Origin of the sequence: Kribbella sandramycini (genome assembly GCF_013131805.1) — a bacterium.
Lineage (GTDB): Bacteria > Actinomycetota > Actinomycetes > Propionibacteriales > Kribbellaceae > Kribbella > Kribbella sandramycini.
Genome location: NZ_JABJRC010000003.1, coordinates 277,494 through 301,857 on the forward strand (window position 1 = coordinate 277,494; position 24,364 = coordinate 301,857).

The following is a 24,364-nucleotide window of genomic DNA, read 5'->3' on the forward strand; positions in this document are numbered from 1 at the left end:
TCTAGAGGAGCGGGCCGGTGACGGCCTCGGCAGTGTGCAGATAGGTGCCGTTGGCAACCAGACGGACCGAGTGCTCGATCTCCGGCGCCAGGTGGCGGTCGGTCCCCGGGCCCTCGACGTACGTCCGGAGGGCATTCCGGACGGCCGCGGTGGCCGGGGACGGGGTCAGCGGGGCGCGCAGGTCGAGCGCCCGCGCGGCGGTCAGGATCTCGATCGCGAGCACGCGCTGCAGCCCGTCGATCGCCTTACGGAGCTTGCGCGCGGCGGACCAGCCCATCGAGACGTGGTCCTCCTGCATCGCACTGCTCGGGATCGAGTCGACGCTGGCCGGGACGGCGAGGCGCTTCAGCTCGGAGACGATCGCGGCCTGCGTGTACTGGGCGATCATGTGGCCGGAGTCGACGCCGGGATCGTCGGCCAGGAAGGCGTTCAGGCCGTGGTTGCGGGCGACGTCCAGGAAGCGGTCGGTCCGGCGTTCGCTGATACTGGCCAGATCCGCGACGGCGATCGCGAGGAAGTCGAGGACGTAGCCGACCGGGGCGCCGTGGAAGTTGCCGTTGGACTCGACGCGGCCGTCCGGGAGGACGACGGGGTTGTCGATCGCCGACGCGAGCTCACGCTCGGCAACAGTCGCCGCATGCGCCGCCGTGTCGCGCACAGCCCCGTGAACCTGCGGCGAGCACCGGAGCGAGTAGGCGTCCTGGACCCGGTTGCAGTCCGGCCCGCGATGGCTGGCGACGACGCCGCTGTCGGTGAGGATCGTGCGCAGGTTGGCGGCCGACAGGCCTTGCCCGACCTGCGGCCGGAGCGCGTGCAGCTCGGCGGCGAAGACGCGATCGGTGGCGAGCTGCCCCTCGACGCTCATCGCCGCGGCGATATCAGCCGTCTTCACCAGCCGATCAAGATCAGCCAGCGCCAGCACCAACATGCCGAGCATGCCGTCGGTGCCGTTGATCAGCGCCAGGCCTTCCTTCTCGGCCAGTACGACGGGCGTCAGTCCATTGGCCTGCAGCGCTTCGCCGGCGTCCCGAAGGTTGCCGTCGGCATCGCGGACCTGACCTTCGCCCATCACCGCGAGGGCAACATGTGACAGCGGTGCGAGGTCGCCGGAGCAGCCGAGGCTGCCGTACTCGTGAACGACGGGCGTGAGCTTGGCGTTGAGCAGACCGGCGTACGCCTGTGCGGTCTCGACCTTGACCCCGGTCCGGCCGGTCGCGAGGGTGGAGAGCCGGAGCAGGGCCAGCGCGCGGACGACCTCGGTCTCGACCTCGGCCCCCGACCCGGCCGCGTGCGACCGGACCAGACTGCGCTGCAGTTGCGCGCGCAGCTCCGGCGCGATGTGCCGGGTCGCCAGCGCGCCGAAGCCGGTCGAGACGCCGTAGTGCGGGGTGTCCGCGTGCGCCAGCGCCTCGATCGCAGCGCGCGACTTCGCGATCTCCTCGAGCGCCTGGTCGCTGATCCGGACCTGCGCCCCGTGCCGCGCCACCGCGACGACCTCGGCCGCGCTCAACGGCCCCACTCCAACAATCACCGTGCTGCTGCTCTGCTCCACCCGATCATTGGACCTCCTGCCGACAGGTCTGGTAAGCCGATGACACGCCGATTCTGTCTCGGATCCGAGACATCCCCACCCCGACCTCCCTCCACCCGCTTGCTGGGCCACCCCACCAACTTGCTGGGTCAGCCCACCAACTTGCTGGGTCAGCCCAGCAGCCGGTGGGTGGGCCCAGGAGCCGGTGGGTGGGCCAGCTGCAGGCGGCTGGCCCACCCACCGCACGCCGGGCCCACCCAGCAAACGCCCACGCGCTCTGCCGGGCCCGCCCAGGAAAATGGGAGGGGCGCGACCTGCGCGCGGACTAGGGTCGGTGCATGGTGTTCGAGATCCGGACGGCGGAGCCCGCGGACGCGGCCGGGATCGCCGGGGTATGGGCGGCCGCGATGCCGTATCTGGTGCAGACCGCGCGCGCGATCGAGGCCGGGCTGCGGACCAACCCGAACCGCGTGGTGCTGATCGCCGAGGCCGGCTCCGAGATCGTCGGCTACGGGAACGTGTATCTGCCGGAGCCGGGCGAGGAGTCACCGCGGATCCGGATCACCGTGCTCGTGTCCCCGGCGTACCGGCGGCAGGGCATCGGCTCGGCGCTCGCCGACCGGATCGAAGCGGCGGCCGCCGCCGCGGGCGCCGCGTCGCTGCTGATCGTGGTGTCGGACGACGAGCCGTCGCGGCAGTTCAGCGCGGCCCGCGGCTACACGCTCGGCCGCGAGTTGAGCCATTCGGCCGCTGAGCTGAGCGGCGTACCGGATGCACCGCCGGTGCCGGCCGGGCTGCGGGTGGCCGATTTCGACGCTGTCGAGCCGCATGCGATCTGGGCGGCGCTGGCCGCGACCGCGGACGACGACCCGAGCGGGCTGTCCGACGCGCCGCCGTACGAGGACTGGCTCGCCAGCGAGTGGGAGCACCCGGAGCTGCGTCGCGACCTGAGCATCGCCGTCCTGGAGGGTGACGCCGTACTCGCCTTCACGACCACCACGGCCGACCCGGAGCGCCGGGTGACTTGGTCGGCGTCCACCGGGAGCATCCCGGCGGCGCGCGGGCGGGGGCTCGCGAAGCTGGTCAAGGCGGTCGCGCTGGGCCGGGCGCGGGACGCCGGACTGCTGACGGCGTTCACCGGGAACGACGCGAACAACAAGCCGATGCTCGCGGTGAACGAGTGGCTCGGGTACCGCATCGCGGGTAAGGCGTGGACGGCGGAGAAGACCCTGTGATCAGGCTGGTCTTGTCGCTGCTCTTCTTCCTCGGGCTCGCGCTCGCCGTCGGCTTTCTGGTCTCGGGGGACGACTACTTCGACTGGCCGGTTGCGGGCGGGCTGTTCGCGATCGCCGTCCTCGGTGAAGGGCTGCGCTGGTGGATCCGCCGACGGCCGGCGAAGAATTCGGCTCGCCAATCGTCCGGAATCTGAGACATGGCGGTTACCCTGCCGTTGTGAGCGGCAACGTTCCCGCCTCGACCCGCACCCTGCGGGTGCTGACTTTCCTGGCGACCCAACCCGGCCCGGTACCGATGGAGCGCATCGCCTCCGCGGTCGGACTGCCACGCTCCTCGACGTACCACTTGCTGCGAGCAATGATCGACGAGGCCTTCGTCGTCCACCTCCCCGAGGAGAAGCGCTACACCCTCGGCGTCGCCGCCTTCGAGATCGGCTCCGCCTACCTCCGCCACGACCCCCTCGAACGCCTGGCCCGCCCCCTCCTCGCCCAACTGGTCGCCGAAATCGGCCAAACCGCCCACCTCGGCGTCCTGCACGGCCGCGAACTCGTCTACCTCCTCAAAGAACAACCCCCACGCCCCGTCACCCTCGTCACCGACGTCGGCGTCCGCCTCCCCGCCACCCTCACCGCCTCCGGCCGCGCCCTCCTCGCCGAACTCCCCCCGGCCCAGGTCCGCGCCCTCTTCCCCACCCCCGACTCCTTCGTCCGCCGCACCGACAAAGGCCCCGAGTCCCTCACCCAACTCCGCCGCCTCCTAGCCGACGAAAAACGCCAGGGCTACGCCCTCGAAGAAGGCCACATCACCCCCGGCCTGACCTCCCTGGCCACCGCCGCCCTCGACCACGCCGGCCACCCCGCCGCCTCCATCTCCATCACCTTCCGCACCACCGCCCTGACCCCCGCCGACTACCCACCCCTGACCCACCGCCTCCGCCAAGCCGCCACTGCCCTCACCAGACGCCTCCACGGCTGAAGCACGACGGAAGGCCGCGTGCGATGCTGACTCGGTGGGCGAGCTGCTACCGATCGAGCTGAACCTGCCGTCTCCGCTCCAAGAGCTTCGAGACGACAGGCTGACTGCGGCAGGGCTCCGAGTACTGCTCAAGCGCGACGACCTCATTCACCCAGAGATCTCCGGCAACAAGTGGCGCAAGTTGAAGTACAACGTGGCCGCGGCCCGCGAGCAGGGTCAGGACACGCTTCTCACCTTCGGCGGCGCCTACTCCAATCACATCCGCGCAACCGCCGCGGTCGGCTATTACGGCGGATTCAAGACGATCGGCATCATCCGCGGCGAAGAGCACCTTCCCCTGAACGACTCCCTCGCGTACGCCGAATCGCGCGGTATGCGGCTCACTTACCTCGACCGGACGACGTACCGCGCCAAGACCTCCGTCGCAGTGATCGACGACCTCCATCGACAGTTCGGGGACTTCTATCTGTTGCCCGAAGGTGGCAGCAACACCAGAGCCGTCGAGGGATCCGCCGAACTGCCCGGTGAGATCACCGAACCCGTCGACGTACTGATTTGTGCAGTAGGCACCGGTGGAACCCTGGCAGGCGTCGCCGCCGGCCTCACACCACAGCAACACGCGATCGGCGTACCGGTCTTGAAAGCCGGCGCGTTCCTGGAGCAGGAGATCACCGGTCTCCAGCAGGCCGCGTACGGCGCCCGCACCGGCAGCTGGCACCTCGAATACGACTACCACTTCGGCGGTTACGCCAAGCGAACGCCAGACCTCGACTCCTTCATCGAGGACTTCCGAACCAGACACGACCTACTGCTGGACTGGGTCTACGAAGCCAAGATGATGTACGCCCTCTTCGATCAGATCGACCGCAAGGCCTTCCCGGCCGGTACGACGATCGTCGCCCTCATTGCCCAATCCACTCCAGTCGCCACTCCCCCGTGTTGACGTTGAACTCCTTGCCGAACCCCAGCCAGCGGCCGACCAACGCCCGCCCATGCGGACTGACAACCAGCTGCGCCGTCCCGTGGTAATCAGCTCCTCGGTAGTAGCCGCCGGACGACGTCCGCTCGCTCCAGGTCCCCGGATCTTGCTCCCCGCGCAGATCCTGCTGCCGGCCTGAGGAGTAGTAGGAGTACGTCGACAACCACTCGCCCGAGAGGTTCCCGGCCGCGGTGAGAACAGCGTCCGTTGCCCGAAAGTCCGGCAGATCGACCACCAGGTCGGCAACTGCGCACTGATACAACTCGGCCAGCCTGGAAAGCACTTCGAGCGACGGCGCATACCCCGTCGCCGACGGCCACTGCTCCCAGTACGAGAAGTTCTTGAACGTCTTCGGATCGTCAGGCCACCGCCGGTTCCACCCGTCCGCGGCATCCCGCTGACTCCAATCGCGAGCAATCCGGAACGTGGGGGCAGGTCAGGGCGGCAGGTGAGCAAGCAGCGTGACCAGTGCGTTGCTCCCCTGCCCTGTCGCGTTGTGGGCGGACGGACGGGTAGTGGTCGGGCCGGGCGGGGCGGTGGCGGCGGGGCCGGGGCGTGGGGACGGACTAGTACCCGTTGGTTGGGTCGGTTGCAGGTTGTTGCAGGTGGGTGGGCGGGGAGTGATGGGTAGGTTGTGGGGGTGGCTGCGGGCGAGGGGGGTGCGGAGCGGGCGGCTTCGTATGGGGAGGTTTTTGGGGTTGGGGAGTTTCGGTGGTTGTGGGGGGCTCAGCTGGGGTCTGTGGTGGGGGACCAGCTGGCTCGGGTTGCGTTGGCGGTTTTGGTCTTTGAGCGGACCGGGTCGGCTCGGTGGGCGGCGGTCAGTTATGCGTTGACGTTCTTGCCGGATGTGGTGGGCGGGCCGTTGTTGTCGGGGTTGGCGGATCGGTATCCGCGGCGGCGGGTGATGATCTGGTGCGACGTAGGGCGGGCGGGGCTGGTTGCGGGGATGGCGGTGCCGGGGGCGCCGTTGTGGGTGCTGGGGGTTTTGCTGGTGCTGGTGCAGTTGCTGGCTTCGCCGTTTCAGGCGGCGCGGGCGGCGTTGTTGCCGGCGATCTTGAGTGGAGACAAGTATGTGTTGGCCAGCTCGGTGTCGAATATCACCGCGCAGGCCGCGCAGCTGGCCGGGTTCGTGACTGGCGGAACGTTGGTGGCGGCGTTCGGGGCCCACAACGCCTTGCTGGCCGACGCGGTGACGTTCGGGTTGTCGGCAGCCTTTCTGTGGTTGGGGGTTCGAGAGCGACCGTTGCCGACAGCAACTGAAGTCAGGCCGGGATGGTGGGCTTCGGTTTCGGCGGGGGCGCGGTTGGTGTGGGGTGATCGGCGGCTGCGGTATTTGGTCGCGATGGCTTGTGTGGCGGGGTTCTACGTGAGCATCGAGGGCTTGGCCGCGCCGTACGCCGCCTCGATCGGCGGCGGGCCGGCGGCCGTCGGGCTGTTACTGGCTGCGAATCCAGCCGGCCAGATGGTCGGGATGATCCTGCTCGCCCGGACGCCGCCCGCCCGGCGGCTCACGTTGATGGGGCCGCTCGCGGTCGGGTCGTGTCTGCCGTTGATCGGATGCGTCACGCAGCCGGGGCTGTGGGTGACGGTCGGGTTGTGGCTGGTGTCCGGGCTGTGCGCGTCGTACCAGCTGGCCGCGAGCGCGGCGTTCGTGCTGGGGGTGCCCGACGATCAGCGCGGCCAGGCGTTCGGCCTCGCCCGGACGGCGCTGATCGTCTCGCAGGGCATTGGTGTGCTGGCCGCTGGTACGGCGGCCGATCGGTGGGCGCCACCGATGGTCGTGGCGGCGGTTGGGGGCATCGGCGTCCTGGTCGCGGCGGGCGCGGCGTACGGGTACGCGAACGCGACGCGGCGACTCGCCTGAGTGGGTCACCAGTCGTTGTTCATGGCGAGGCCTCCTCTCGCTGTCTCGCGCGCGGCGAACCAGCCATGACATTGCGTGAATGTCCCGGCTACTCTGGGAAAGAGACCGACTGTGAGGCGGGGGTCTTTTTCATGAGTATCCGGCATCGACTGGCGCAGCGTCGGCTGCGCAGGCGTGACGATGCCGCCTGGATACCGACCAGATGGGCGTTGTGGGCCCAGCCGGGCCCGGTTCTGGGCTATGTGCTGGCTGTTCTGATCGCGACCGCGCTGCTGATCGCCGGGACGTTCCGCGTGGCCCCGATCACCTCTGGTGACTGGATTCGCCTGATCGTGCTGGCCGCGGGCTCCGCCGTCCACCTCGAGGCCGCCCGCGACATCGAGCGCCTGCGCAAGGTCGGCGCCGAAGGTATCCCCTACACGAACCTGAAGGGGATGTGGACGTTCGCGGGCGTCCTCATCCTGCCGCCGCCGCTCGCGGTGCTCCTGATCGTCACCACCTATGTCCACTCCTGGTTACGCGTACGCCGAGTAGCGCCGTACCGCTCGGTCTTCACCGCCTCGACCCTGATTCTGGCCGGTGGCGCCGGAGCCGTCGTTCTGGCCGCGATCCGGCCGGGCGTCTACCCGGGCTACCCGTCCGGGCCGCTCGGGCTGATCGCCGTCGTCGCGGCCGGTCTGGCGTACTGGTTCGTGAACTACGCCCTCGTCGCCGGGGCCATCATGCTGTCGAACCCGGACTCCCCCGGCCGGAACGCCGTCGGGCGGCTGACCGACCAGCTGATCGTGGCCGGTTCGCTGGGGCTCGGCGTCGCGACCGCGGCGCTGCTGCTGAGCCAGCCCTGGGCGGTCGCCGTCCTGCTGCTGACCATCCTCGGCCTGCACCGGGCGCTCCTGGTCGACCAGTTCCAGGCCGCCGCCCGAACCGACCCGAAGACCGGCCTGGCGAACGCCGCCTTCTGGCACGAGATCGCCCGGCGCGAGTTCGCCGCCGCCGAGCGGACCAACTCACCGCTCGGCGTGCTCTACCTCGACCTCGACCACTTCAAGACGGTCAACGACACCTACGGCCATCTGGCCGGCGACCAGGCGCTCCAGGCCGTCGCCGACGAGCTGCGCCACGAGATCCGCGGTAACGACCGGGTCGGCCGGCTCGGCGGCGAGGAGTTCGCGATCCTGCTCCCGCAGACCTCCGCCGACGACACGGCGCTCGCCGCCGAGCGGATCCGTCGCCGGATCGAGAACCTCTCCGTCACGATCACCACGGCCGACGGCGCCGTCCGCTGCGACACCCTCACCTGCTCCATCGGCACCGCCAACTACCCCGACACCGCCACCACCCTCGACGAACTCCAGATGGCCGCCGACCTCGCCATGTACCACGCGAAAGACACCGGCCGAAACCGCGTCGTCCGGGGGTAGACATACGACGACCCTCCGGGCCACCTGAGCTCGGAGGGTCGTCGTGTGCCGCGGCATCCACGTCGCGGCGGGTTCGGGGTGTTACCAGGAGGATTTGGTGATGCCGGGCAGCTCGCCGCGGTGCGCCATCGTGCGGAAGCGGACGCGGGAGATGCCGGCTTTGCGGAGGTAGCCGCGGGGGCGGCCGTCGGCCGCGTCGCGGTTGCGGACGCGGATCGGGCTGGCGTCGCGCGGGAGCTTCTGCAGCTTGAGCTGGGCGGCCTCGCGGTCGGCGACCGGGGTGGTCGGGGCCGCGATGATGCGCTTCAGTTCGGCCCGGCGCTCGGCGTACAGGGCGACGATGCGTTTGCGCTGTTCGTTCTTGGCGATCTTGCTGGTCTTGGCCATTCAGCGCTCTTCGCGGAAGTCGACGTGCTGCCGCAGCTTCGGGTCGTACTTGCGGATGACCAGCCGGTCGGGATTGTTCCGGCGGTTCTTCCGCGTTACATAGGTGAACCCCGTGCCCGCCGTACTGCGGAGCTTGACGATCGGACGGAGCTCGTTGCTCTTGGCCATACTGTTCCTTTCCTCAAGTACGCGGTTCAGTGTACCTTGTAGTGGTAATCATTTTCAATAAGGCGGGAGTGCGGATGCTGCCGGTGACCTTGCTGACCGGGGTCGACGAGGATTTACGCGGGACGACGGGGGCCGGCCTACTGGCCACCGCCGGGCCGACCGGCGTCCTGGTCGAGTACGACGTCCGCGACCTGCCCAACGGCGAGGTCGTGCGGATCGCGCGGACGGCGACCGGCGTCATCGACCGCGAGGTGATCACGATGGGCCACCCCTGCGTCTCGTGCGCCATGCGCGGCACGCTGGTCCAGCTGCTGCGCAGCATCGCGGCCGTCGACCGGTACGCCGTCGCGATCGTGTCGGTCCCCGGCGCCGGGGACACGCAGTCCCTGGCCGAGGAGATCGCCCGCGACGGCGGCGACGACCTCCGGGTGGACGCCGTCATCACCGCGATCGACACCGCCACCGTCGTCACCGACCTGACCGGCGAAGACCTGATCCAGGATCGCGGGATCGCGACCGCCGCCGAGGACGGCCGCGCGATCGCCGAGGTCGTCGCCCGCCAGATCGAGTACGCCGACGCCGCCGTCCTGAGCTCGGACGACGCGACCACGCGGGCCCTGGTGCAGGCGATCAACCCGCAGGCGCGCGTTCAGACGACCCCGGCCGGCCTGCTCGCCGTCCGCCTGCACGACCCGGATGCGGCCGAGACCCGCACCGAGCCCGGCTCGATCACCGCGCCACTCCACCAGGACGGCCCGGTCCAGACCTTGGTCTGGCAGTCCGCGCGCCCGTTCCACCCCGAGCGCCTGTACGACGTCCTCGAGGAGCTCGTCGCCGGGACGGCGCGTGGTCGCGGCACGGTCTGGATCGCGACCCAGCACCGCAGCCGCCTCAGCTGGGACAGTTTCGGCACCAACATCGCGATCGGCGTCCTCGGCCCCTGGCTGGCCGACCTGCCGGCGGACCGCTGGGCGAGCGTCGGCCAGCAGCACCAGGCCCGCTCGGCCCTCGAATGGCACCCCGAGCACGGCGACCGCGGGTCGTACCTGTCCATCACCGGCGTCGGTCTCGACGTCCGGGAATTAACCGGCCGACTGGACGGTTGTGTCCTGCGTGCGGACGAAGCGGTTCATCCACTGACCGACCCGTTCGCCCCTTATCTGGAAGGAAGTACCGCAGCATGAAGAACGGCATTCACCCCGACTACCGCCGGGTCGTCTTCCGGGACAAGTCCGGCAACTTCAGCTTCCTCACCGGTTCGACGCGCGAGAGCAACGAGACCATCGTCTGGGAGGACGGGAACAGCTATCCCGTCATCGACGTGGAGATCTCGTCGGCCAGCCACCCGTTCTACACGGGTCAGCAGCGCGTGATGGACACGCAGGGCCGCGTGGAGAAGTTCAAGAAGCGCTACGGCCAGTCGTAACCCACGAACTGCGGAAGGGCTCACTCGGGGCGGAGTGGGCCCTTTCGTCTGTCCAGCGACCATCTGTCTCGGATCTCAGACACCGATCCGGGCGCGGCTGCTACCCGCCGACCGATGCCGGTCTCACACTGGGCCAATGGAACCGGTGGAGCTGTCCGGGGGTGGATTGGCGCCGTTGGAGGCCGTCGCGCTGGCGCAGCGGCGGACCGCGGTGCGGTTGGGCGACGAGGCCCGGAAGCGGATGCACGAGTCCGCGACCGCGGTCGGCGAAGTGGCCAAGAGACAGCCCGTGTACGGGCGCACCACCGGCGTCGGCGCGAACCGCGACGTCCTGACCGCCGACCCCGAGCACGGCGCCCGCCTGCTCGGATCGCATTCGACGACCGGTACGACGTCCTACCCGAACGACGTGATCCGGCTCGGGCTCCTGATCCGGGTGAACCAGCTCGCCGCCGGCGGCTCCGGCCTCGAGCCGGAGGTCGCCGACGCGATCATCACCCTGCTCAACGACGGCGATCTGCCCGACCTGCACCGCGGCGGCGCGATCGGCACCGGCGACCTCGGCCCGCTCGCCGAGCTCGGCCTCGCCCTTGGCGACGTCATCGACGGCACCAGCGCCCTCCCCCTGCTCTCCAGCAACGCTCTGACGCTGGCCGAGTGCTGCCTCGCGTACGTCGAAGCGGCGACGCTGATCAACGTCGTCCCGATCGTCGGCGCGCTCTCCCATGTCGCACTCCGGGGCAACGCCGAGGTGTACGACGTCCGCGTCCACGAAGCTCGGCCGCAGCCGGGCCAGGTTCGGGTCGCCCGCCGGATGCGCGGGTTGCTCGACGGGCTGCCACTGCCGCCGGCCCGCGTCCAGGACCCGTTCGGCCTGCGCGCGTTCGCCCAGGTCCTCGGCCCGGCCGTCGACCATGTCGATGCCCTGGGCAACAGTCTGCGGATCGACATCAACGCCTCGGCGGAGAACCCGCTGGTCGCCGGGGACACCGTGCTGCACAACGGCAACTGGCACGCGATGCCGATCGCGCTGGCCCTCGACTCGCTCCGCCTCAGCCTGCACAGTGTCGCGACCCTCTCGACGTCCCGGGTCGCGAACCTGGTCGACCCGGATTTCACCGGCCTCAGCCGCTTCCTGGCCAGCGGCGCCGAGGCGAGCTCGGGCGTGATGATGATCGAGTACGTCGCCCACGACGCGCTCGCCGCCGTCCGCTCCGCCGCCCAGCCCGCGACCCTCGGCACCGCGACGCTCTCCCGCGGCGCCGAACACCACGCGAGCTTCGCCCCGCAGGCCGCCGTCCTCACCGCCCAACTCCTCGACGCGCTCCGCGAAGTCATCGCGAGCGAACTGGTCACCGCCGTCCGCGCGATCCGCCTGGCCGGCCTCACCCCCGAAGCCCTGGCCCCCGCCGCCATCGCCCCCTGGCTCGCCGACGCCCTCGCCGCCCTCCCCGGCGACCTCACCGACCGCTCGCTACGCGAAGACCTGGAGATCGCCCGCGGCCTGCTCACCCAATGGGGCGACCGTCAGGTGGAGCACCCGGCCGAGTCGGCCTAACCGCACCCGCCCGGGTCGGCCTAACCGCACCCGCCCGGCCTCCGCCCAAAGCGCCATTTGCTGGGTCCGCCCAGCAAACGGTGGGAGGGCCAACTGCTGGCAACTGGCCCACCCACCACCAGGTGGGCCGGCCCAGCAAACGGGGGTGGTCGGGCGGAAGCAGCTGGTGAGTGGGGGCGGTCCGCCCCGACATCAGATCCGCCCGTAGGACTTCAGGGTGCGTAGCGCCGCGACGGTGACGATGCCGCGGTACTCCAGCGTCGCGGCCTGGCCCGGGGGCTCCCAGGTGATCGCCCAGCCGCCGTCCTCCTGCTGATCTGCGATCAGCCGGTCGAGATGCGCCTCGAGGTCAGCCGGGGTGAACAACCCGGCCCACACGCTGTCCGGAGTCGGCGCGAGGTGCAGCGGCGTCACCCCGTACGACGGGTCCGCGGCATCAGCCCGGAAGTACGACAACTTCGGCAGCCACTCCCGCACCTGATCAAGGTCAACCGCACCCGCATGCTCCAAGTACTCCAACGACTCATGCAGCGAATGCGCCTCCGTCGGCAGCCCGGCCCGCAACTGCTCGGCACACCAAGCCCCAGCCAACTCGACCCACGGGTGCTCGACGCCCAACTTCCCCAACCGCCCCACCAACCCAGCAGTGGGATTGAGGCTCGGCTCATACGTCCACTCGCTCATATGCGCAGCCCGCGGATACGCCTCGATCACCGGCGAAGCCAACGAAACCGCACCCTCGGCCGTCGCCACCGACGCCAGCCAATCCACAGCCCGCCCGACCATCGCCGCGTCCCGAGCCCCCGCCGCCAGCAAGATGTCGAACGCCGTCTCGACATCCAGCCCCAAACTGTCCGGGCACCGCTTGTCCGGCTCCAGCCCGTGCCCGAACCCGCCGTCCGCGTTCTGATACCCCCGCAGCGCCTCGACCACCCCGGCCGCATCCGCCCCCTCGAAGACCGTCGCGAACAACCGGTTCTCGACCAGCCGCGCCTCACGCCGCACGAACTCCCGACCTGCGCTGAAGATGTCCATACCCATCACCTTCCCGTACCCGACGCCGCCCGGTCTTGAACGAAACGGACGTCAGTACTCCGGGGCCCAGGCGACGGCTTCGATCCAGAAGCGGGCGAGGAAGCTGCCGGGGTCGGTGGACCAGGTGAGCCAGGCTTGTTCCATTTCGTCGACTTCGGCGCCGGTGGCGATCTGCTGGTCGACGATCAGCTCGCGCTGGCCGGACATCAGGCCGGCGGTGAAGGCGCCGACGCCGGCCACCTCGTCGGCGGTGCCGTGGTGGACGACGCGGGCGTAGGACTCGCAGTTCACGAAGCCGGCTTCGGTGAGCAGGGCGCGGAGCTGTTTGCCGACGTACGGGGAGGTGCCGGCGCGGAGCCGGCGCAACACCTCGAAAGATGCCTCAAGCAACGGATTTGCCGGATGCAGGAGCTGGCCGTCCCAGTCGGCGTCGACCAGGCCGACGACGGCGCCCGGGCGGGTGACCCGGCGTACTTCGCGCAGGACGGCGAGTGGCTCCGGGACGTGTTGCAGCAGGGCGCTGCAGAAGACCGCGTCGAACGAGTCGTCCTCGAAGGGCAGCCCTTTCGTCACGTCGCCGGCGACCAGCTCGACGGCGCTGTGGTCTGCCCCATCGGGTAGCGCGGGATTCAGGTCGAAGCCGGTCGTCGGCCCCGGATGCACACGCTCGGCGAGGCCGATCGTGATCGAGCCCGGCCCGCAGCCGAGGTCGAGCAGGCTGATCCCCGGGCGCAGATGCCGGGTGAAGAAGGCGGCCTGCGTCTCAGCGGTACGGCGTGCGTAATTGACCCGTCGTGGATCCCCCGTTGTCGTCACGGTTCGAAACGGTAACCCATCCCAGGCTCGGTCAACAGATGTTTCGGACGGGCCGGATCGGCCTCCAGTTTGCGTCGCAGCTGACCCATGTAGAACCGCAGGTTTCCACTCGCGTTCTCGTACCCCGGACCCCAGACCTCGGTCAACAGCTGGCGTTGTGACATCAATTTCCCCGGATGCCGAACGAGGACTTCGAGCAGGTGCCACTCGGTCGGCGTCAACCGGATGTCCTCGCCGCTCTCCGGCGTCACCCGCTTCGCGGCCAGGTCGACAGTGATACCGCCGACGGTGACCACCGGCTGCTCCTGGGTCTGACCGCTGCGCCGCAGTACGGCGCGCATCCGCGCCAGCAGCTCGTCGATCCCGAACGGCTTGGTCACGTAGTCGTCCGCACCCGCGTCGAGCGCCTCGACCTTGTCGGTCTGGTCGGTCCGCCCGGAGAGCACCAGGATCGGCGCCTCCGTCCAGCCGCGCAGCCCGCGAATCACGTCGACCCCGTCGAAATCCGGCAGGCCGAGATCCAGGATCACCAGCTCCGGCGGGTGCTGCGCGGCGACCTTGAGCGCCGCCGTCCCACTCCCGGCCAGATGGACTTCGTACCCGCGCGCCTTCAGGTTGATCTGCAACGCCCGCACGATCTGCGGCTCGTCGTCGACCACCAACACTCTCGTCATCCCTGCTCCCCGTCGGATCGCTCCCGTGCCCCCGGCACCGGTACGTCGGTCGCGGTCGCAGCCGGCAGCGCGATCACCATCGTCAACCCGCCGCCCGGAGTGTCCTCCGGCTGGACCGTCCCGTGCATGGCCTCGGCCAGCCCTCGGGCCAGGGCCAGCCCCAACCCGACCCCAACCGTGTTGTCGGTGTCCCCGAGCCGCTGGAACGGCGCGAACACCCGGTCCCGCTCCGCGCGGGGAATCCCTGGACCGCGATCGATCACCCGGATCTCCACGGTGTCGCCGAGCACGCTGCCGGTGACCAACGGCCCCTGGCCGGCGGGCGAATAGCGCAGCGCGTTGGCGACCAGGTTCGCGATCACCCGCTCGATCAGCGCCGGGTCGGCCTCGATCAGCGGCAACGTGTGCGGGATGTCCACGACGACCCGCTGCCCGTCGTCCCCGAGCTCACCCAGCACGCCCGGGATCACCTCGTCGAGCGCCATCGGCCGGGTGAAGACCGGGAGGACGCCGGCCTGCAGGCGACTCAGATCGAGCAGGTTGTCCACCAGCCGGGAGAGCCGATCGAGCGATTCGTCGGCGTTCTCGAGCAGCTCGGCACGCTCCTCGGCGCTCCACTCGACGTCGGCGCTGCGCAGGCTCGTCACGGACGCCTTGGCCGAAGCGAGGGGCGACCGCAGGTCGTGACCGACCGCGCGCAGCAACGCCGTCCGCAGCTTGTCCGCCTCGGCCAGCGGCTTGGCCTCGGCTGCGGCCTCGCTCAGCCGGGCCCGATCGACCAGGGCAGCCGCGTGGGCGGCGAAGGCTCCGACCAGACGGCGTTCGTCCGCGGCCAGCTGGCGGCCCTGCAGGACGAGCACCAGGTCATCCCGGCCCGGGATCTCCGCGTCGCCGTCCTCGGGCCGGCGACAGGTCGGCGTCCCGGCGGAGGCGATCGGCCGCCAGACCTCGGTCAGCTCGTCGTCGTCCACCCGCTCCATCAGGCAGGCGCTCGTCATCCCGAACGCCTCCCGGACCCGCTCCAGCAAGGCCGGCAACGCCGTCTCGCCGCGCAACACCGATCCGGCCAAGGTCGCCAAGGTCTCCGACTCCGCGGCCGATCGGGCCGCCTGCCTGGTCCGCCGGGCCGCCCGGTCGACCACCGAGCTGACCAGCGTCGCGACCAGGATGAAGATGAACAGGGCCAGCGCGTTGTTCACCTCGGCGATGGTGAAGGTCCGGGTCGGCGGCGTGAAGAAGAAGTTGATCACCAGCGACCCGCCGATCGCGGTGACGAGCGCCGGCCAGAGCCCGCCGACCAGGGCGACCACGACCACGGCCAGGAGGAAGGCGAGGACGTCGCTGGTCAGGTTCAGCCGGTCGCCGCCGAGATCCAGCGCCAGCGCCAGGATCGGCTGCAGCAGGATGGACAGCAGGAAGCCCTGGATCTTTCGCCGCCGCGACAGGCTCCCCCGCAGCCGCGGCAGCCGGCCGCGGCCCATCTGTGAGTGCGTGACGATGTGGACGTCGATATCGCCCGACCCGCGGATCGTCGATGCCCCGATCCCCGGCCCGGTCAGCGCGGACAACCGCGAGCGCCGGGATCCGCCCAGGACGAGCTGGGTCGCGTTCTCCGCCCGCGCGAAGGTGAGCAGAGCGGCCGGGACGTCGTCCCCGACCACCTGGTGATACGTCCCGCCGAGAGACTCGACCAGATTGCGCTGCTCGGCCAGCCGCTTCGGATCGGCGCCGGTCAGCCCGTCGGAGCGAGCGACGTGGACGGCGAGCAGATCGCCACCGGCCGAGCGCGCGGCGATCCGGGCCGCGCGCCGGATCAGCGTCTCCCCTTCGGGCCCGCCGGTGAGCGCGACGACGACGCGCTCGCGCGCCTCCCACGTCGAGTCGATGTCGTGCTGAGCGCGGTACTGCTGCAGGCCGGCGTCCACCCGGTCGGCCAGCCAAAGCAAAGCGAGCTCCCGCAGGGCGGACAGGTTGCCGACCCGGAAATAGTTGCCCAGGGCAGCATCCACCTTGTCGGCCGCATACACGTTGCCGTGCGCCATCCGGCGCCGCAGCGCCTCCGGGGTCATGTCGACCAGCTCGATCTGATCGGCGGCCCGGACGACGCGGTCCGGCACGGTCTCCTGCTGTGGGACGCCGGTGATCTTCTCGACCACGTCGTTGATCGACTCCAGGTGCTGGATGTTGACCGCCGAGATCACGTCGATCCCAGCGGCCAGCAGCTCCTCGATGTCCTGCCAGCGCTTCGCGTTCCGGCTGCCCGGGACGTTGCTGTGCGCAAGCTCGTCGACCAGCGCCACCTCGGGCCGCCGGGCGAGGACGGCGTCCAGGTCCATCTCGGTGAAGCTGGCGCCGCGGTGGTCGAGGATGTGCCGCGGCACCACTTCCAGCCCGTCGAGCATCGCGGCCGTGTGCGGGCGGCCGTGGGTCTCGACGAACCCCACGACCACATCCGTACCCCGGGCCAGCCGGCGCTGCCCCTCGCCCAGCATCTTGTAGGTCTTCCCCACACCGGGCGCGGCGCCGAGGTAGACCCGCAACTGGCCGCGCTTCATAGTCCGATCATGCCAGCGCCGCGTTCAGCGTGACGACATTGACGTACGGCTCCCCCAGGAATCCCAGCACCCGCCCGTGTGTGTTCGCCTGCACCAGCTTCTGTACGTCTGCCACCGACAACCCGCGTTCCCGTGCAACCCGATCGACCTGCAAGGCGGCGTACGCCGGGCTGATCGCCGGATCGAGCCCACTGCCGCTCGCCGTCACCGCGTCCGGCGGGACCTGCGCCGGGTCCACACCCTCCAGCTTGGCGATCTGCTCACGCCGCTCGTTGACCAGCTTCAGCAGGTCCGCGTTGTTCGGCCCGTACTGCGAGGCAGCGCTCGCCTTCCCGTCGTACTTCGCCGCGGACGGACGGGTGTGGAACCACTGCGGCCCGTCGTACTGCTGACCGATCAGATCGGACGCAACCTCCTTGCCGTCGACCTTGACGATCGACCCGTTCGCGTTCCCCGGGAACAGCACCTGCGCGAGCCCGGTCATCGCCAACGGGTAGGCGATCCCGAGCACCACCGTGAACACCAGCAGCACTCGCACTGCGACCACGAACTGCTTCACTGTCTTGCCTTTCACCGAAGACCGGGGATCAGTGAGATCACCAGGTCGAGAAGTTTGATCCCGACGAACGGCGTGACCAGCCCGCCGACGCCGTACACGAGCAGGTTGCGCCGCAACATCGCCGAAGCGGACGACGGCTTGTACCGCACGCCGCGCAACGCCAACGGGACCAGGGCGACGATCACCAGCGCGTTGAACACGATCGCCGAGATGATCGCGGTCTGCGGCGAGTGCAGCTGCATGATGTTCAGCCGGTCCAGGCCCGGGTAGGCCGCCGCGAACAGCGCCGGCAGGATCGCGAAGTACTTCGCCACGTCGTTCGCGATCGAGAACGTGGTCAGCGAACCGCGGGTGATCAACAGCTGCTTGCCGATCTCAACGATCTCGATCAGCTTGGTCGGGTTCGAGTCCAGGTCGACCATGTTGCCGGCCTCCTTGGCGGCCGACGTCCCGCTGTTCATCGCGACGCCGACATCGGCCTGGGCCAGCGCCGGCGCGTCGTTCGTGCCGTCACCGGTCATCGCGACCAGCCGGCCGCCCTCCTGCTCCTTCTTGATCAGCGCCATCTTGTCCTCGGGCGTCGCCTCGGCCAGGAAGTCGTCGACCCCGGCCTCCTCGGCGATCGCCTTCGCGGTCAGCGCGTTGTCACCGGTGATCATCACGGTCCGGATGCCCATCGCGCGCATCTGGTCGAACCGCTCCCGCATCCCGGCCTTGACGACGTCCTTGAGGTGGATGACGCCGAGCGCGCGGGCCTTGCCGTCGACGGCCTCGGCCACGACGAGCGGCGTGCCGCCCGAGGCCGAGATCCCGTCGACCAGCTCGCCCAGCGCCCGATCGGTCCGACCGCCCTGGCTCTGGATCCAGACATTGACCGCGCCGGCCGCGCCCTTGCGGATCTGCCGGTCGTCCACGTCCACGCCCGACATCCGGGTCTGCGCGGTGAACTCGACGAAGGTTGCGTGCGGCAACTCACCGGTGTGCCGTTCCCGCAGTCCGTAACCGTTCTTCGCCAGGACGACGATCGATCGGCCCTCCGGCGTCTCGTCGGCCAGGCTGGACAGCTGTGCGGCGTCGGCCAGCTCGGTGTCGGTGACGCCGTCCACCGGGAGGAACTCGGCGGCCTGCCGGTTGCCCAGCGTGATGGTGCCGGTCTTGTCGAGCAGCAGGGTGTTCACGTCGCCGGCGGCCTCGACCGCGCGGCCCGACATCGCCAGCACGTTGCGCTGCACCAGCCGGTCCATACCGGCGATACCGATCGCGGAGAGCAGCGCGCCGATCGTCGTCGGGATCAGGCAGACCAGGAGGGCCACCAGGATCACCACGCTGAGGTCGACCCCGGCGTACGTCGCGAACGTCGGCAGCGTGATCGTCGCGATCAGGAAGACGATGGTCAGGCTGGCCAGCAGGATGTTCAGCGCAATCTCGTTCGGCGTCTTCTGCCGGGAGGCGCCCTCGACGAGCGCGATCATCCGGTCGATGAAGCTCTCACCGGGCCGGGTGGTGATCTTGACGACGATCCGGTCCGACAACACCTTGGTGCCGCCGGTGACCGCGCTGCGGTCGCCGCCGGACTCCCGGATCACCGGCGCCGACTCGCCGGTGATCGCCGACTCGTCGACACTCGCGACGCCCTCGACGACGTCGCCGTCCCCGGGAATGATCTGGCCGGCCTCGACGACGACCAGGTCGCCGAGCTGCAGCTGCGTCGCCGGGACGGCCTCCTCGGCGCCGTCCGCGGTCAGGCGGCGGGCCGTCGTTTCGGTCTTCGCCCGGCGCAGGGTCTCGGCCTGGGCCTTGCCGCGCCCTTCGGCGACGGCCTCGGCCAGGTTCGCGAAGATCACGGTCAGCCAGAGCCAGACCACGATCCACCAGACGAACACGCCGGGATCGGTGATCGCGATCACCGTCGACGCGACCGCGCCGACCTCGACCACGAACATCACCGGGTTCTTCACCATCACCCGCGGATCGAGCTTACGCAGCGCGTCCGGTAATGAGGTGGCCAACTGCGTAATCACAATCCCTCCGCGAGGGGTCCGAGAGTGAGGGCGGGGAAGTAGGTCAGGCCGGTGACGATCAGCACGACGCCGATGAGCATCACGACGAAGAGGGCCTTGTGGGTGGGCAGCGTGCCCTGCGTCACCGGGACCGGCTGCTGCTTGGCGAGCGAGCCGGCCAGGGCGAGCACGAGGATGATCGGCACGAACCGGCCGAGTAGCATCGCCAGGCCCAGAGCCGTGTTGTAGAAGGGAATGTTGGCGCTGATCCCGCCGAATGCGGAGCCGTTGTTGTTACCGGCCGAGGTGAACGCGTAGAGCACCTCGGAGAACCCGTGCGGGCTGTCGGTGTTGAAGATCGACGCCCGGGCGGTCGCCAGGCCCATCGCGATCGAGGCGCCGACCAGGACGACGGTCGGCGTGGTCAGGATGTAGAGCGACACGAGTTTCATCTCGCGCGCGGTGATCTTCTTCTTCAGGTACTCCGGCGTCCGGCCGACCATCAGGCCGGCGACGAACACGGTCAGCACGGCGAGGACGAGCATCCCGTACAGACCCGAGCCCGTGCCGCCGGGGGTCACCTCACCGAGCATCATGTGGAAGAGCGCCGTACCGCCGCCGAGTGGGGTGAACGAGTCGTGGGCGGAGTTCACCGCGCCGGTCGACGTACCGGTCGTGGAGCTGGCGAACAGCGCCGAGGCCCACTCGCCGAAGCGGGTCTCCTTACCCTCCATGGCGGCCCCGGCGGCTTGGGTCGCCGTCCCGGCGCCTTGGGTCTCGAAGGCGGTCGCGGCGAAGGTGAAGGCGGCCCACAGGGTCGTCATCACGCCGAGGATCGCGTAGCCCTGCCGCTTGTCGCCGACCATCAGGCCGAAGGTGCGGGTCAGGCTGACCGGGATCAGGAGCAGCAGGAAGATCTCGAAGAGGTTGGCGAGCGCGTTCGGGTTCTCGAACGGGTGGGCGGAGTTCGCGTTGTAGAAACCGCCGCCGTTGGTGCCGAGCTCCTTGATCACCTCCTGGCTGGCCACCGGGCCGCCGGGGATGGTCTGGGACTGGCCGACCACCGAGGTGACCTCGTGACCGCCGGAGAAGTTCTGGACGACGCCCATCGCGACCAGCGCGAGCGTTCCGATGACGGCGATCGGGAGCAGCACCCGCAGTACGGTCCGGGTCAGGTCGACCCAGAAGTTGCCGAGGCGGTCGGTCTTGGCCCGGGCGAAACCGCGGATCAGCGCGATCGCGACCGTCATCCCGACGGCGGCGGAGAGGAAGTTCTGGACGGCGAGGCCGGCGAACTGGACCAGGTGCCCCATGGTCGCCTCGGGCGAGTAGGACTGCCAGTTGGTGTTCGCGACGAACGACGCGGCCGTGTTGAAGGCGAGGCCGGACTCGACATTCGGCAGACCGAGCGAGAGCGGCAGCCAGTGCTGGAGGCGCTGCAGCAGGTAGAGCACCAGCAGGCTGATCGCGGAGAACGCGAGCAGCGAGCGGGCGTAGACGGCCCACGTCTGGTCGGCCTTGGAGTCGACGCCGAACAGCCGGTAGAAACCGCTCTCGACCTTGAGGTCCCGGTGACTCGTGTAGACCCGGGCCATGTACCCGCCGAGTGGCCGGTAGACCACCGCCAGGCACCCGATCAGGAAGCCGACCTGCAACAGGCCGGCGGCGGTGTCGGACATCAGAACCTCTCGGGGAAGATCAGGGCAGCGACCAGGTAGAGGACCAGAGCCGCGGCCACCACCAGGCCGGCGATGTTCTCGGCGCTCACAACTTCTCCACTCCACGCAGCGCGCACCAGACGGCCGCGAACACGACGACGCCGACGGCCAGGAAGATCACGTCAGCCACGACTGCACCTCACGGGTTTGTTGCTCATGCCTTCACTGCACACCGCTCACTGCGCCGTCAGGAGGCTTCTCACAGCTCTCTCACACCCGCTTGCGGACCTCTCACACGCCTCTCTCATACTTACGGCTGGCAATTGCCCCACCGACTGAGGAACAGCCTGTGACCGATTTGGACATCACCGCCCCCACCGAGCAGTTCTTCTCCGCCGAGAGCCGCGAGGCCCTCGCCGAGGCCAGCCGCAAGCTGGCCGAGCGCCTGCAGGCCCACACCGACGCCCTGCTCGCCATGAACGCCGACGACCAGACCGCGCTCGACGAGCAGAACGCCGCCCTCGAGGAGCTCGTCGCCGACTGGAACGACGCCGTCTACGAGCACACCGGCAGCACCCCGCTCCTGCTGGACGACGACGCCGCGGAGCCCACCGAGGACGACGACCTCGAGCAGGACCACATCCTGTCCGTCGTCTCCCGCTTCGACCTGCGCATCACCGACCTCGACGCCCTCCTCGAAGCCGGTCGCGCCGCCCAGGAGCGGCACCCCGCCGAACTCGACGACACCACCGAGGCCGACCCCGTCGACACCGCCGAACAGGCCATCTTCGAGATCAGCCGCGAAGTAGGCGAAGCCTGGTTCGAGCTCCCCGGCACCGAACTCCTCGCCGGCGCCCGCGCCTACGTCCTCCCCGAACCCCCCTTCGAGCCCCTCGACCCCGACGCCGAAGACGTAGTCACCGAACTCATCGCCCCCAACGGCACCCCCACCCACGCCGAAACCTGGGCCTGACCAACGACCCGAAGGACAGGAGGTAGCGCTCCGGACCGGCGCCCGCCACACCGCACAACCTGAGCGGCGGGCGCCCCGGAGCCGACCACCTCCTGTCCTTCGCGCATTCAGTCCCGCTGGCCGATGCCGAACAGCAGCGCGCTGGTTTGGACGAGTTCGGGGTAGTTGTCGGCCAGGCGCGAGCACTCGAGGGCCGTGGTCAAGGGGTCGGGGTTTCGGAGGGTGTCGGGGAGGGGAAGGCCGTTGTAGTGGGCGTCGATGACCACCGGGAGCCAGCCGCCGGGGCCGGTGAGACCGTGGATGGTGACGCCGCGCAGGCCCAGGTGGCAGAGCTCGGCCCGCAACTGGGCGACGGTGTGATAGTTGGCGTGCGCCAGGCGCTCGTTGTCGGGGCTGTGGCCGTCCCGGAGGATCTCGGTGACGACGGACCGGCGCTTGATCAACTCGTTGGCCAGCGTGGAGCCGATCAGGTTCGCGGAGCGGTTGATGGCGATGGTCGCGACGAAACCGCCGTACTTGGTGACGCGTAGGGCTTCGCGCAAGGCCTGGCGGCGGTCGCGGGCGTCGGGCAGGTGGTACATCGGGCCGGCCAGCAGGACGGCGTCGAACTCCTCGTCCTCCCAGGGCAGCTCGCGGGCATCTCCCAGGGTCGCGTCGATCCCGGCGCGCGCCGCGTGGGCGACATGCCTCGGGACCGGATCCAGCAGCTCGACGTCGTACCCCAGCGACCGCAGCCACCGCGAATGCACCCCCGGCCCGCCGCCGATGTCGGCGACGGTGGCCGGGGGCGGCGGCAGATAGCGGCCGAGGAGGTCCTGAACCCGGGCGAGCTCCAGCCGGCCCTTGATCGTCGAGCCGAGCCGGCCCGCTTCGTCGTACCGCTCGGAGTAGTGCGCCTCGAGCTCTTCATGAATCGTCATGACAACCGAGTCTCAGCACAAAATCGCGCCCCGGGGAGGCCAGATCGTGGGGCAGATCGATCTGCCCCACGATGCCCCGATCTGCCCTTGGGGCATGCCCCGGGCTGCCCCGGTTTTCCTGAGGTGTCAGTCGATGGGGCGGAGTTCGTCGGCGTAGGAGACGGAGACTCGGCGGAGGACGTAGTCCTTGACGGAGTACTGGCCCATGCGCCAGAGCGGGGGGCTGTAGGCGTGGACGCTGACGGAGCCGGGGTCGCGGCCGACCATGCGGTGGATGTGGTCGGGGCCGAAGCCGTAGACGGCGCCGGCGGGGACTTCGGTTTCGATGGAGTCGGCGCCGATGGCGAGGTTGTGTTCGACGAGGCTGCCCTTCGCGACGGCCACGGCGCCGGACGAGGTGTCGTGGTCGTGCCAGCCGGTGTCGTTGACCGGGGTCCAGCAGATCAGCCAGACGTCGACGTTGGCGTCGCGGTGCAGGGAGGCGTAGACGCGCTCCTCGTCGCTGTAGGCGACCTTGTCCTCCCAGAGGTGCGGCTGGGCGGCGATGGACGACGCCAGCTCGGTCAGCTCTTGGGTGCTGAGGTCGCGGCCCGGGAGGTTGTCCAGCGACAGACAGTTGTTGAGGTCCACCAAACGGCTGGGCTGGCGTGCCGGGACGACGGGTGCGTCGATGGGCTGAGCAGTCACTGCACTCTCCTCTCAGGAGACGGACGGCCGGCGCTGGGGTCGCCCCCGAAGAAGAGCCGGTGCGGATTGTCGTGGCGGATCACCGCGGTCGCGGCGTCGCCTTGGCGGAGGTCGGTGACTCCGGCGTACGGCCGGTCGGTGCCGTGCACGACCTGGTCGATACCGAGAACTCGCGCGACCGCGTCGATCCCCTGCGGGCCGTAGCTCGAGGTGTCGACGTACAGGTTGGTGTCGATGGTGCCGAGCCGGCCGCCGCGGGCGGTCAGCCGCTCGTGGTGGACGGGCGCGAGGCCGGCCGCGGCGACGAAGCAGATGCGCAACCGGGGGAACTCCCGCCGGCCGCCGTACGCATGCCAGGCCCACCAGGCCGCCTGCAGCTGATTGCTGTAGTCGACGACCGGAGCCCACCAGCCCGGTACGCCGGACGCCGGCTCGGCGACCCCGGGGTGCACCAGGACGGGCCGGTCCCACCCTTCGGCGATCGCGAGCAGCTCGGCGTACGCCGCCCACCCGGACGGCGTGGTCAACACGTGCGCCGGGAGCTGGACGCCCAGAAACCCCTTACCCAGAAGCTCTTTCAGGCCATGCAGATCCGGCTCGGGCAGACTCACCGAGGCCCAGGCGCGGAACGGCGCGGGCAGCGCGGCCGCGCCCTCGTGCCAGGCGTCGAGCAGCGCGGCGTCACCGAGCGATTCGATCCCGAGCGGGCTGGACAGCGAGACGGCGGCAAGCGTCGTCCCGAGCTCGCTCTCGATCGCGAGCCGCTGGTCGACGTCATGCGCGGCCGGCTCGACCTCGTACGGCGCCTCGGTCGCGGTGTGCAGCGTCCAGCCGTCGAGGTACGGCGGCACCCGGCGAGCGCGGAGCCGGTCGAGGAAGGGCGCCGGCCAGAGGTGCTGGTGGACGTCGATCACAGCTCCTCCTCCCGGGCCGGAATTTGAT

At 69.9% G+C, this 24,364-nt stretch carries 25 protein-coding genes; 10 read left to right on the forward strand and 15 right to left on the reverse strand.

Going from position 1 to position 24,364, the window contains the following annotated elements:
• Position 1 precedes the first annotated feature (1 nt).
• Positions 2-1,552 carry a histidine ammonia-lyase gene (hutH, locus tag HPO96_RS14785; protein WP_171674017.1) on the reverse strand — a complete coding sequence of 517 codons (1,551 nt, stop codon included), beginning with the start codon at positions 1,550-1,552 and terminating at the stop codon, positions 2-4.
• A 317-nt stretch (positions 1,553-1,869) separates the two neighbouring features.
• Between hutH and HPO96_RS14790 the strand changes: the two genes are divergently transcribed.
• Genes HPO96_RS14790 through HPO96_RS14805 form a run of 4 tightly spaced genes read left to right on the forward strand, consistent with a single transcriptional unit; the run spans position 1,870 to position 4,685 of the window.
• Positions 1,870-2,766: a GNAT family N-acetyltransferase gene (locus HPO96_RS14790; protein WP_238355134.1), complete on the forward strand. Its 897-nt coding sequence runs from the start codon at positions 1,870-1,872 to the stop codon at positions 2,764-2,766.
• Complete coding sequence (locus HPO96_RS14795; protein ID WP_171674018.1) at positions 2,763-2,960, forward strand: hypothetical protein; 198 nt, start codon at positions 2,763-2,765, stop codon at positions 2,958-2,960. Before HPO96_RS14790 ends, HPO96_RS14795 begins: the two co-directional genes overlap by 4 nt.
• Before the next feature lie 23 nt (positions 2,961-2,983).
• Positions 2,984-3,742, forward strand: coding sequence for an IclR family transcriptional regulator domain-containing protein (locus HPO96_RS14800; protein WP_171674019.1), 759 nt, complete (start codon positions 2,984-2,986; stop codon positions 3,740-3,742).
• Between the two features lie 34 nt (positions 3,743-3,776).
• Entirely contained in the window at positions 3,777-4,685 is a 909-nt protein-coding gene (locus HPO96_RS14805; protein WP_171674020.1) for a pyridoxal-phosphate dependent enzyme, read from the forward strand.
• Here HPO96_RS14805 and HPO96_RS14810 read toward each other — a convergent pair.
• Positions 4,645-5,004 (reverse strand): hypothetical protein, encoded by a 360-nt coding sequence (locus HPO96_RS14810; protein ID WP_171674021.1) that lies wholly within the window; start codon positions 5,002-5,004, stop codon positions 4,645-4,647. The two genes, HPO96_RS14805 and HPO96_RS14810, sit on opposite strands and share 41 nt — an antisense overlap.
• A 357-nt stretch (positions 5,005-5,361) precedes the next feature.
• Between HPO96_RS14810 and HPO96_RS14815 the strand changes: the two genes are divergently transcribed.
• Positions 5,362-6,585, forward strand: a complete 1,224-nt coding sequence (locus tag HPO96_RS14815; RefSeq protein WP_171674022.1) for an MFS transporter — start codon at positions 5,362-5,364, stop codon at positions 6,583-6,585.
• Between the two features lie 131 nt (positions 6,586-6,716).
• On the forward strand, positions 6,717-8,006 hold the full coding sequence (locus HPO96_RS14820) for a GGDEF domain-containing protein (protein WP_171674023.1): 1,290 nt from the start codon (positions 6,717-6,719) through the stop codon (positions 8,004-8,006).
• A gap of 81 nt (positions 8,007-8,087) precedes the next feature.
• On the opposite strand, the gene rpsN is transcribed toward HPO96_RS14820, so the two are convergent.
• Both rpsN and rpmG read right to left on the reverse strand, forming a co-directional pair.
• Entirely contained in the window at positions 8,088-8,393 is a 306-nt protein-coding gene (gene rpsN / locus HPO96_RS14825; RefSeq protein ID WP_171674024.1) for a 30S ribosomal protein S14, read from the reverse strand.
• Positions 8,394-8,561, reverse strand: coding sequence for a 50S ribosomal protein L33 (gene rpmG, locus HPO96_RS14830; protein ID WP_171674025.1), 168 nt, complete (start codon positions 8,559-8,561; stop codon positions 8,394-8,396). It abuts the gene before it with no gap.
• A gap of 74 nt (positions 8,562-8,635) precedes the next feature.
• Here rpmG and HPO96_RS14835 point away from each other — a divergent pair, with 74 nt between their 5' ends.
• From HPO96_RS14835 to HPO96_RS14845, 3 genes are all read left to right on the forward strand, one after another.
• Complete coding sequence (locus tag HPO96_RS14835; protein WP_171674026.1) at positions 8,636-9,745, forward strand: CobW family GTP-binding protein; 1,110 nt, start codon at positions 8,636-8,638, stop codon at positions 9,743-9,745.
• A complete protein-coding gene (locus HPO96_RS14840) occupies positions 9,742-9,987 on the forward strand; it encodes a type B 50S ribosomal protein L31 (protein ID WP_171674027.1) in 246 nt (81 codons plus the stop codon). The genes HPO96_RS14835 and HPO96_RS14840 overlap by 4 nt, the downstream gene beginning before the upstream one ends.
• Before the next feature lie 136 nt (positions 9,988-10,123).
• Complete coding sequence (locus HPO96_RS14845; protein WP_171674028.1) at positions 10,124-11,545, forward strand: aromatic amino acid lyase; 1,422 nt, start codon at positions 10,124-10,126, stop codon at positions 11,543-11,545.
• Positions 11,546-11,737: 192 nt separating this feature from the next.
• On the opposite strand, the gene HPO96_RS39070 is transcribed toward HPO96_RS14845, so the two are convergent.
• Genes HPO96_RS39070 through kdpF form a run of 8 tightly spaced genes read right to left on the reverse strand, consistent with a single transcriptional unit; the run spans position 11,738 to position 20,952 of the window.
• On the reverse strand, positions 11,738-12,580 hold the full coding sequence (locus HPO96_RS39070) for a hypothetical protein (protein WP_171674029.1): 843 nt from the start codon (positions 12,578-12,580) through the stop codon (positions 11,738-11,740).
• Positions 12,581-12,631: 51 nt separating this feature from the next.
• A complete protein-coding gene (locus tag HPO96_RS14855; RefSeq protein ID WP_171674030.1) occupies positions 12,632-13,396 on the reverse strand; it encodes a methyltransferase domain-containing protein in 765 nt (254 codons plus the stop codon).
• Positions 13,393-14,070, reverse strand: a complete 678-nt coding sequence (locus tag HPO96_RS14860) for a response regulator (RefSeq protein WP_171674031.1) — start codon at positions 14,068-14,070, stop codon at positions 13,393-13,395. The genes HPO96_RS14855 and HPO96_RS14860 overlap by 4 nt, the downstream gene beginning before the upstream one ends.
• Entirely contained in the window at positions 14,067-16,625 is a 2,559-nt protein-coding gene (locus HPO96_RS14865) for a sensor histidine kinase (RefSeq protein ID WP_171674032.1), read from the reverse strand. Before HPO96_RS14865 ends, HPO96_RS14860 begins: the two co-directional genes overlap by 4 nt.
• A gap of 7 nt (positions 16,626-16,632) precedes the next feature.
• Positions 16,633-17,184 carry a potassium-transporting ATPase subunit KdpC gene (gene kdpC, locus HPO96_RS14870; RefSeq protein WP_337796639.1) on the reverse strand — a complete coding sequence of 184 codons (552 nt, stop codon included), beginning with the start codon at positions 17,182-17,184 and terminating at the stop codon, positions 16,633-16,635.
• A gap of 11 nt (positions 17,185-17,195) precedes the next feature.
• Entirely contained in the window at positions 17,196-19,205 is a 2,010-nt protein-coding gene (gene kdpB, locus HPO96_RS14875; RefSeq protein WP_420371463.1) for a potassium-transporting ATPase subunit KdpB, read from the reverse strand.
• Entirely contained in the window at positions 19,202-20,842 is a 1,641-nt protein-coding gene (kdpA, locus tag HPO96_RS14880; protein WP_420371464.1) for a potassium-transporting ATPase subunit KdpA, read from the reverse strand. The genes kdpB and kdpA overlap by 4 nt, the downstream gene beginning before the upstream one ends.
• Positions 20,843-20,862: 20 nt before the next feature.
• Complete coding sequence (gene kdpF, locus HPO96_RS38250; protein WP_130442715.1) at positions 20,863-20,952, reverse strand: K(+)-transporting ATPase subunit F; 90 nt, start codon at positions 20,950-20,952, stop codon at positions 20,863-20,865.
• A 239-nt stretch (positions 20,953-21,191) separates the two neighbouring features.
• Here kdpF and HPO96_RS14890 point away from each other — a divergent pair, with 239 nt between their 5' ends.
• Positions 21,192-21,815 carry a hypothetical protein gene (locus tag HPO96_RS14890; RefSeq protein WP_171674035.1) on the forward strand — a complete coding sequence of 208 codons (624 nt, stop codon included), beginning with the start codon at positions 21,192-21,194 and terminating at the stop codon, positions 21,813-21,815.
• 107 nt (positions 21,816-21,922) lie between these two features.
• Here HPO96_RS14890 and HPO96_RS14895 read toward each other — a convergent pair whose 3' ends face one another.
• The 3 genes from HPO96_RS14895 to HPO96_RS14905 form a co-directional block, all read right to left on the reverse strand.
• A complete protein-coding gene (locus tag HPO96_RS14895) occupies positions 21,923-22,735 on the reverse strand; it encodes a class I SAM-dependent methyltransferase (RefSeq protein ID WP_171674036.1) in 813 nt (270 codons plus the stop codon).
• Between the two features lie 126 nt (positions 22,736-22,861).
• The gene (locus tag HPO96_RS14900) at positions 22,862-23,422 is read right to left on the reverse strand and encodes a cysteine dioxygenase family protein (RefSeq protein ID WP_171674037.1); all 561 of its coding nucleotides are present in this window, start codon (positions 23,420-23,422) and stop codon (positions 22,862-22,864) included.
• Positions 23,419-24,336: an amidohydrolase family protein gene (locus HPO96_RS14905; protein ID WP_171674038.1), complete on the reverse strand. Its 918-nt coding sequence runs from the start codon at positions 24,334-24,336 to the stop codon at positions 23,419-23,421. The genes HPO96_RS14900 and HPO96_RS14905 overlap by 4 nt, the downstream gene beginning before the upstream one ends.
• Between the last annotated feature and the right edge of the window lie 28 nt (positions 24,337-24,364).

Excerpts from the sequence above, each read along its gene's own strand:
- HPO96_RS14790 (WP_238355134.1), top strand. The coding sequence starts at position 1,870 with ATGGTGTTCGAGATCCGGACGGCGGAGCCCGCGGACGCGGCCGGGATC.
- HPO96_RS14820 (WP_171674023.1), top strand. The coding sequence starts at position 6,717 with ATGAGTATCCGGCATCGACTGGCGCAGCGTCGGCTGCGCAGGCGTGAC.
- rpsN (WP_171674024.1), bottom strand. The coding sequence starts at position 8,393 with ATGGCCAAGACCAGCAAGATCGCCAAGAACGAACAGCGCAAACGCATC.
- rpmG (WP_171674025.1), bottom strand. The coding sequence starts at position 8,561 with ATGGCCAAGAGCAACGAGCTCCGTCCGATCGTCAAGCTCCGCAGTACG.
- HPO96_RS14835 (WP_171674026.1), top strand. The coding sequence starts at position 8,636 with ATGCTGCCGGTGACCTTGCTGACCGGGGTCGACGAGGATTTACGCGGG.
- HPO96_RS14840 (WP_171674027.1), top strand. The coding sequence starts at position 9,742 with ATGAAGAACGGCATTCACCCCGACTACCGCCGGGTCGTCTTCCGGGAC.
- HPO96_RS14845 (WP_171674028.1), top strand. The coding sequence starts at position 10,124 with ATGGAACCGGTGGAGCTGTCCGGGGGTGGATTGGCGCCGTTGGAGGCC.
- HPO96_RS39070 (WP_171674029.1), bottom strand. The coding sequence starts at position 12,580 with ATGGACATCTTCAGCGCAGGTCGGGAGTTCGTGCGGCGTGAGGCGCGG.
- HPO96_RS14860 (WP_171674031.1), bottom strand. The coding sequence starts at position 14,070 with ATGACGAGAGTGTTGGTGGTCGACGACGAGCCGCAGATCGTGCGGGCG.
- HPO96_RS14865 (WP_171674032.1), bottom strand. The coding sequence starts at position 16,625 with ATGAAGCGCGGCCAGTTGCGGGTCTACCTCGGCGCCGCGCCCGGTGTG.
- HPO96_RS14895 (WP_171674036.1), bottom strand. The coding sequence starts at position 22,735 with ATGACGATTCATGAAGAGCTCGAGGCGCACTACTCCGAGCGGTACGAC.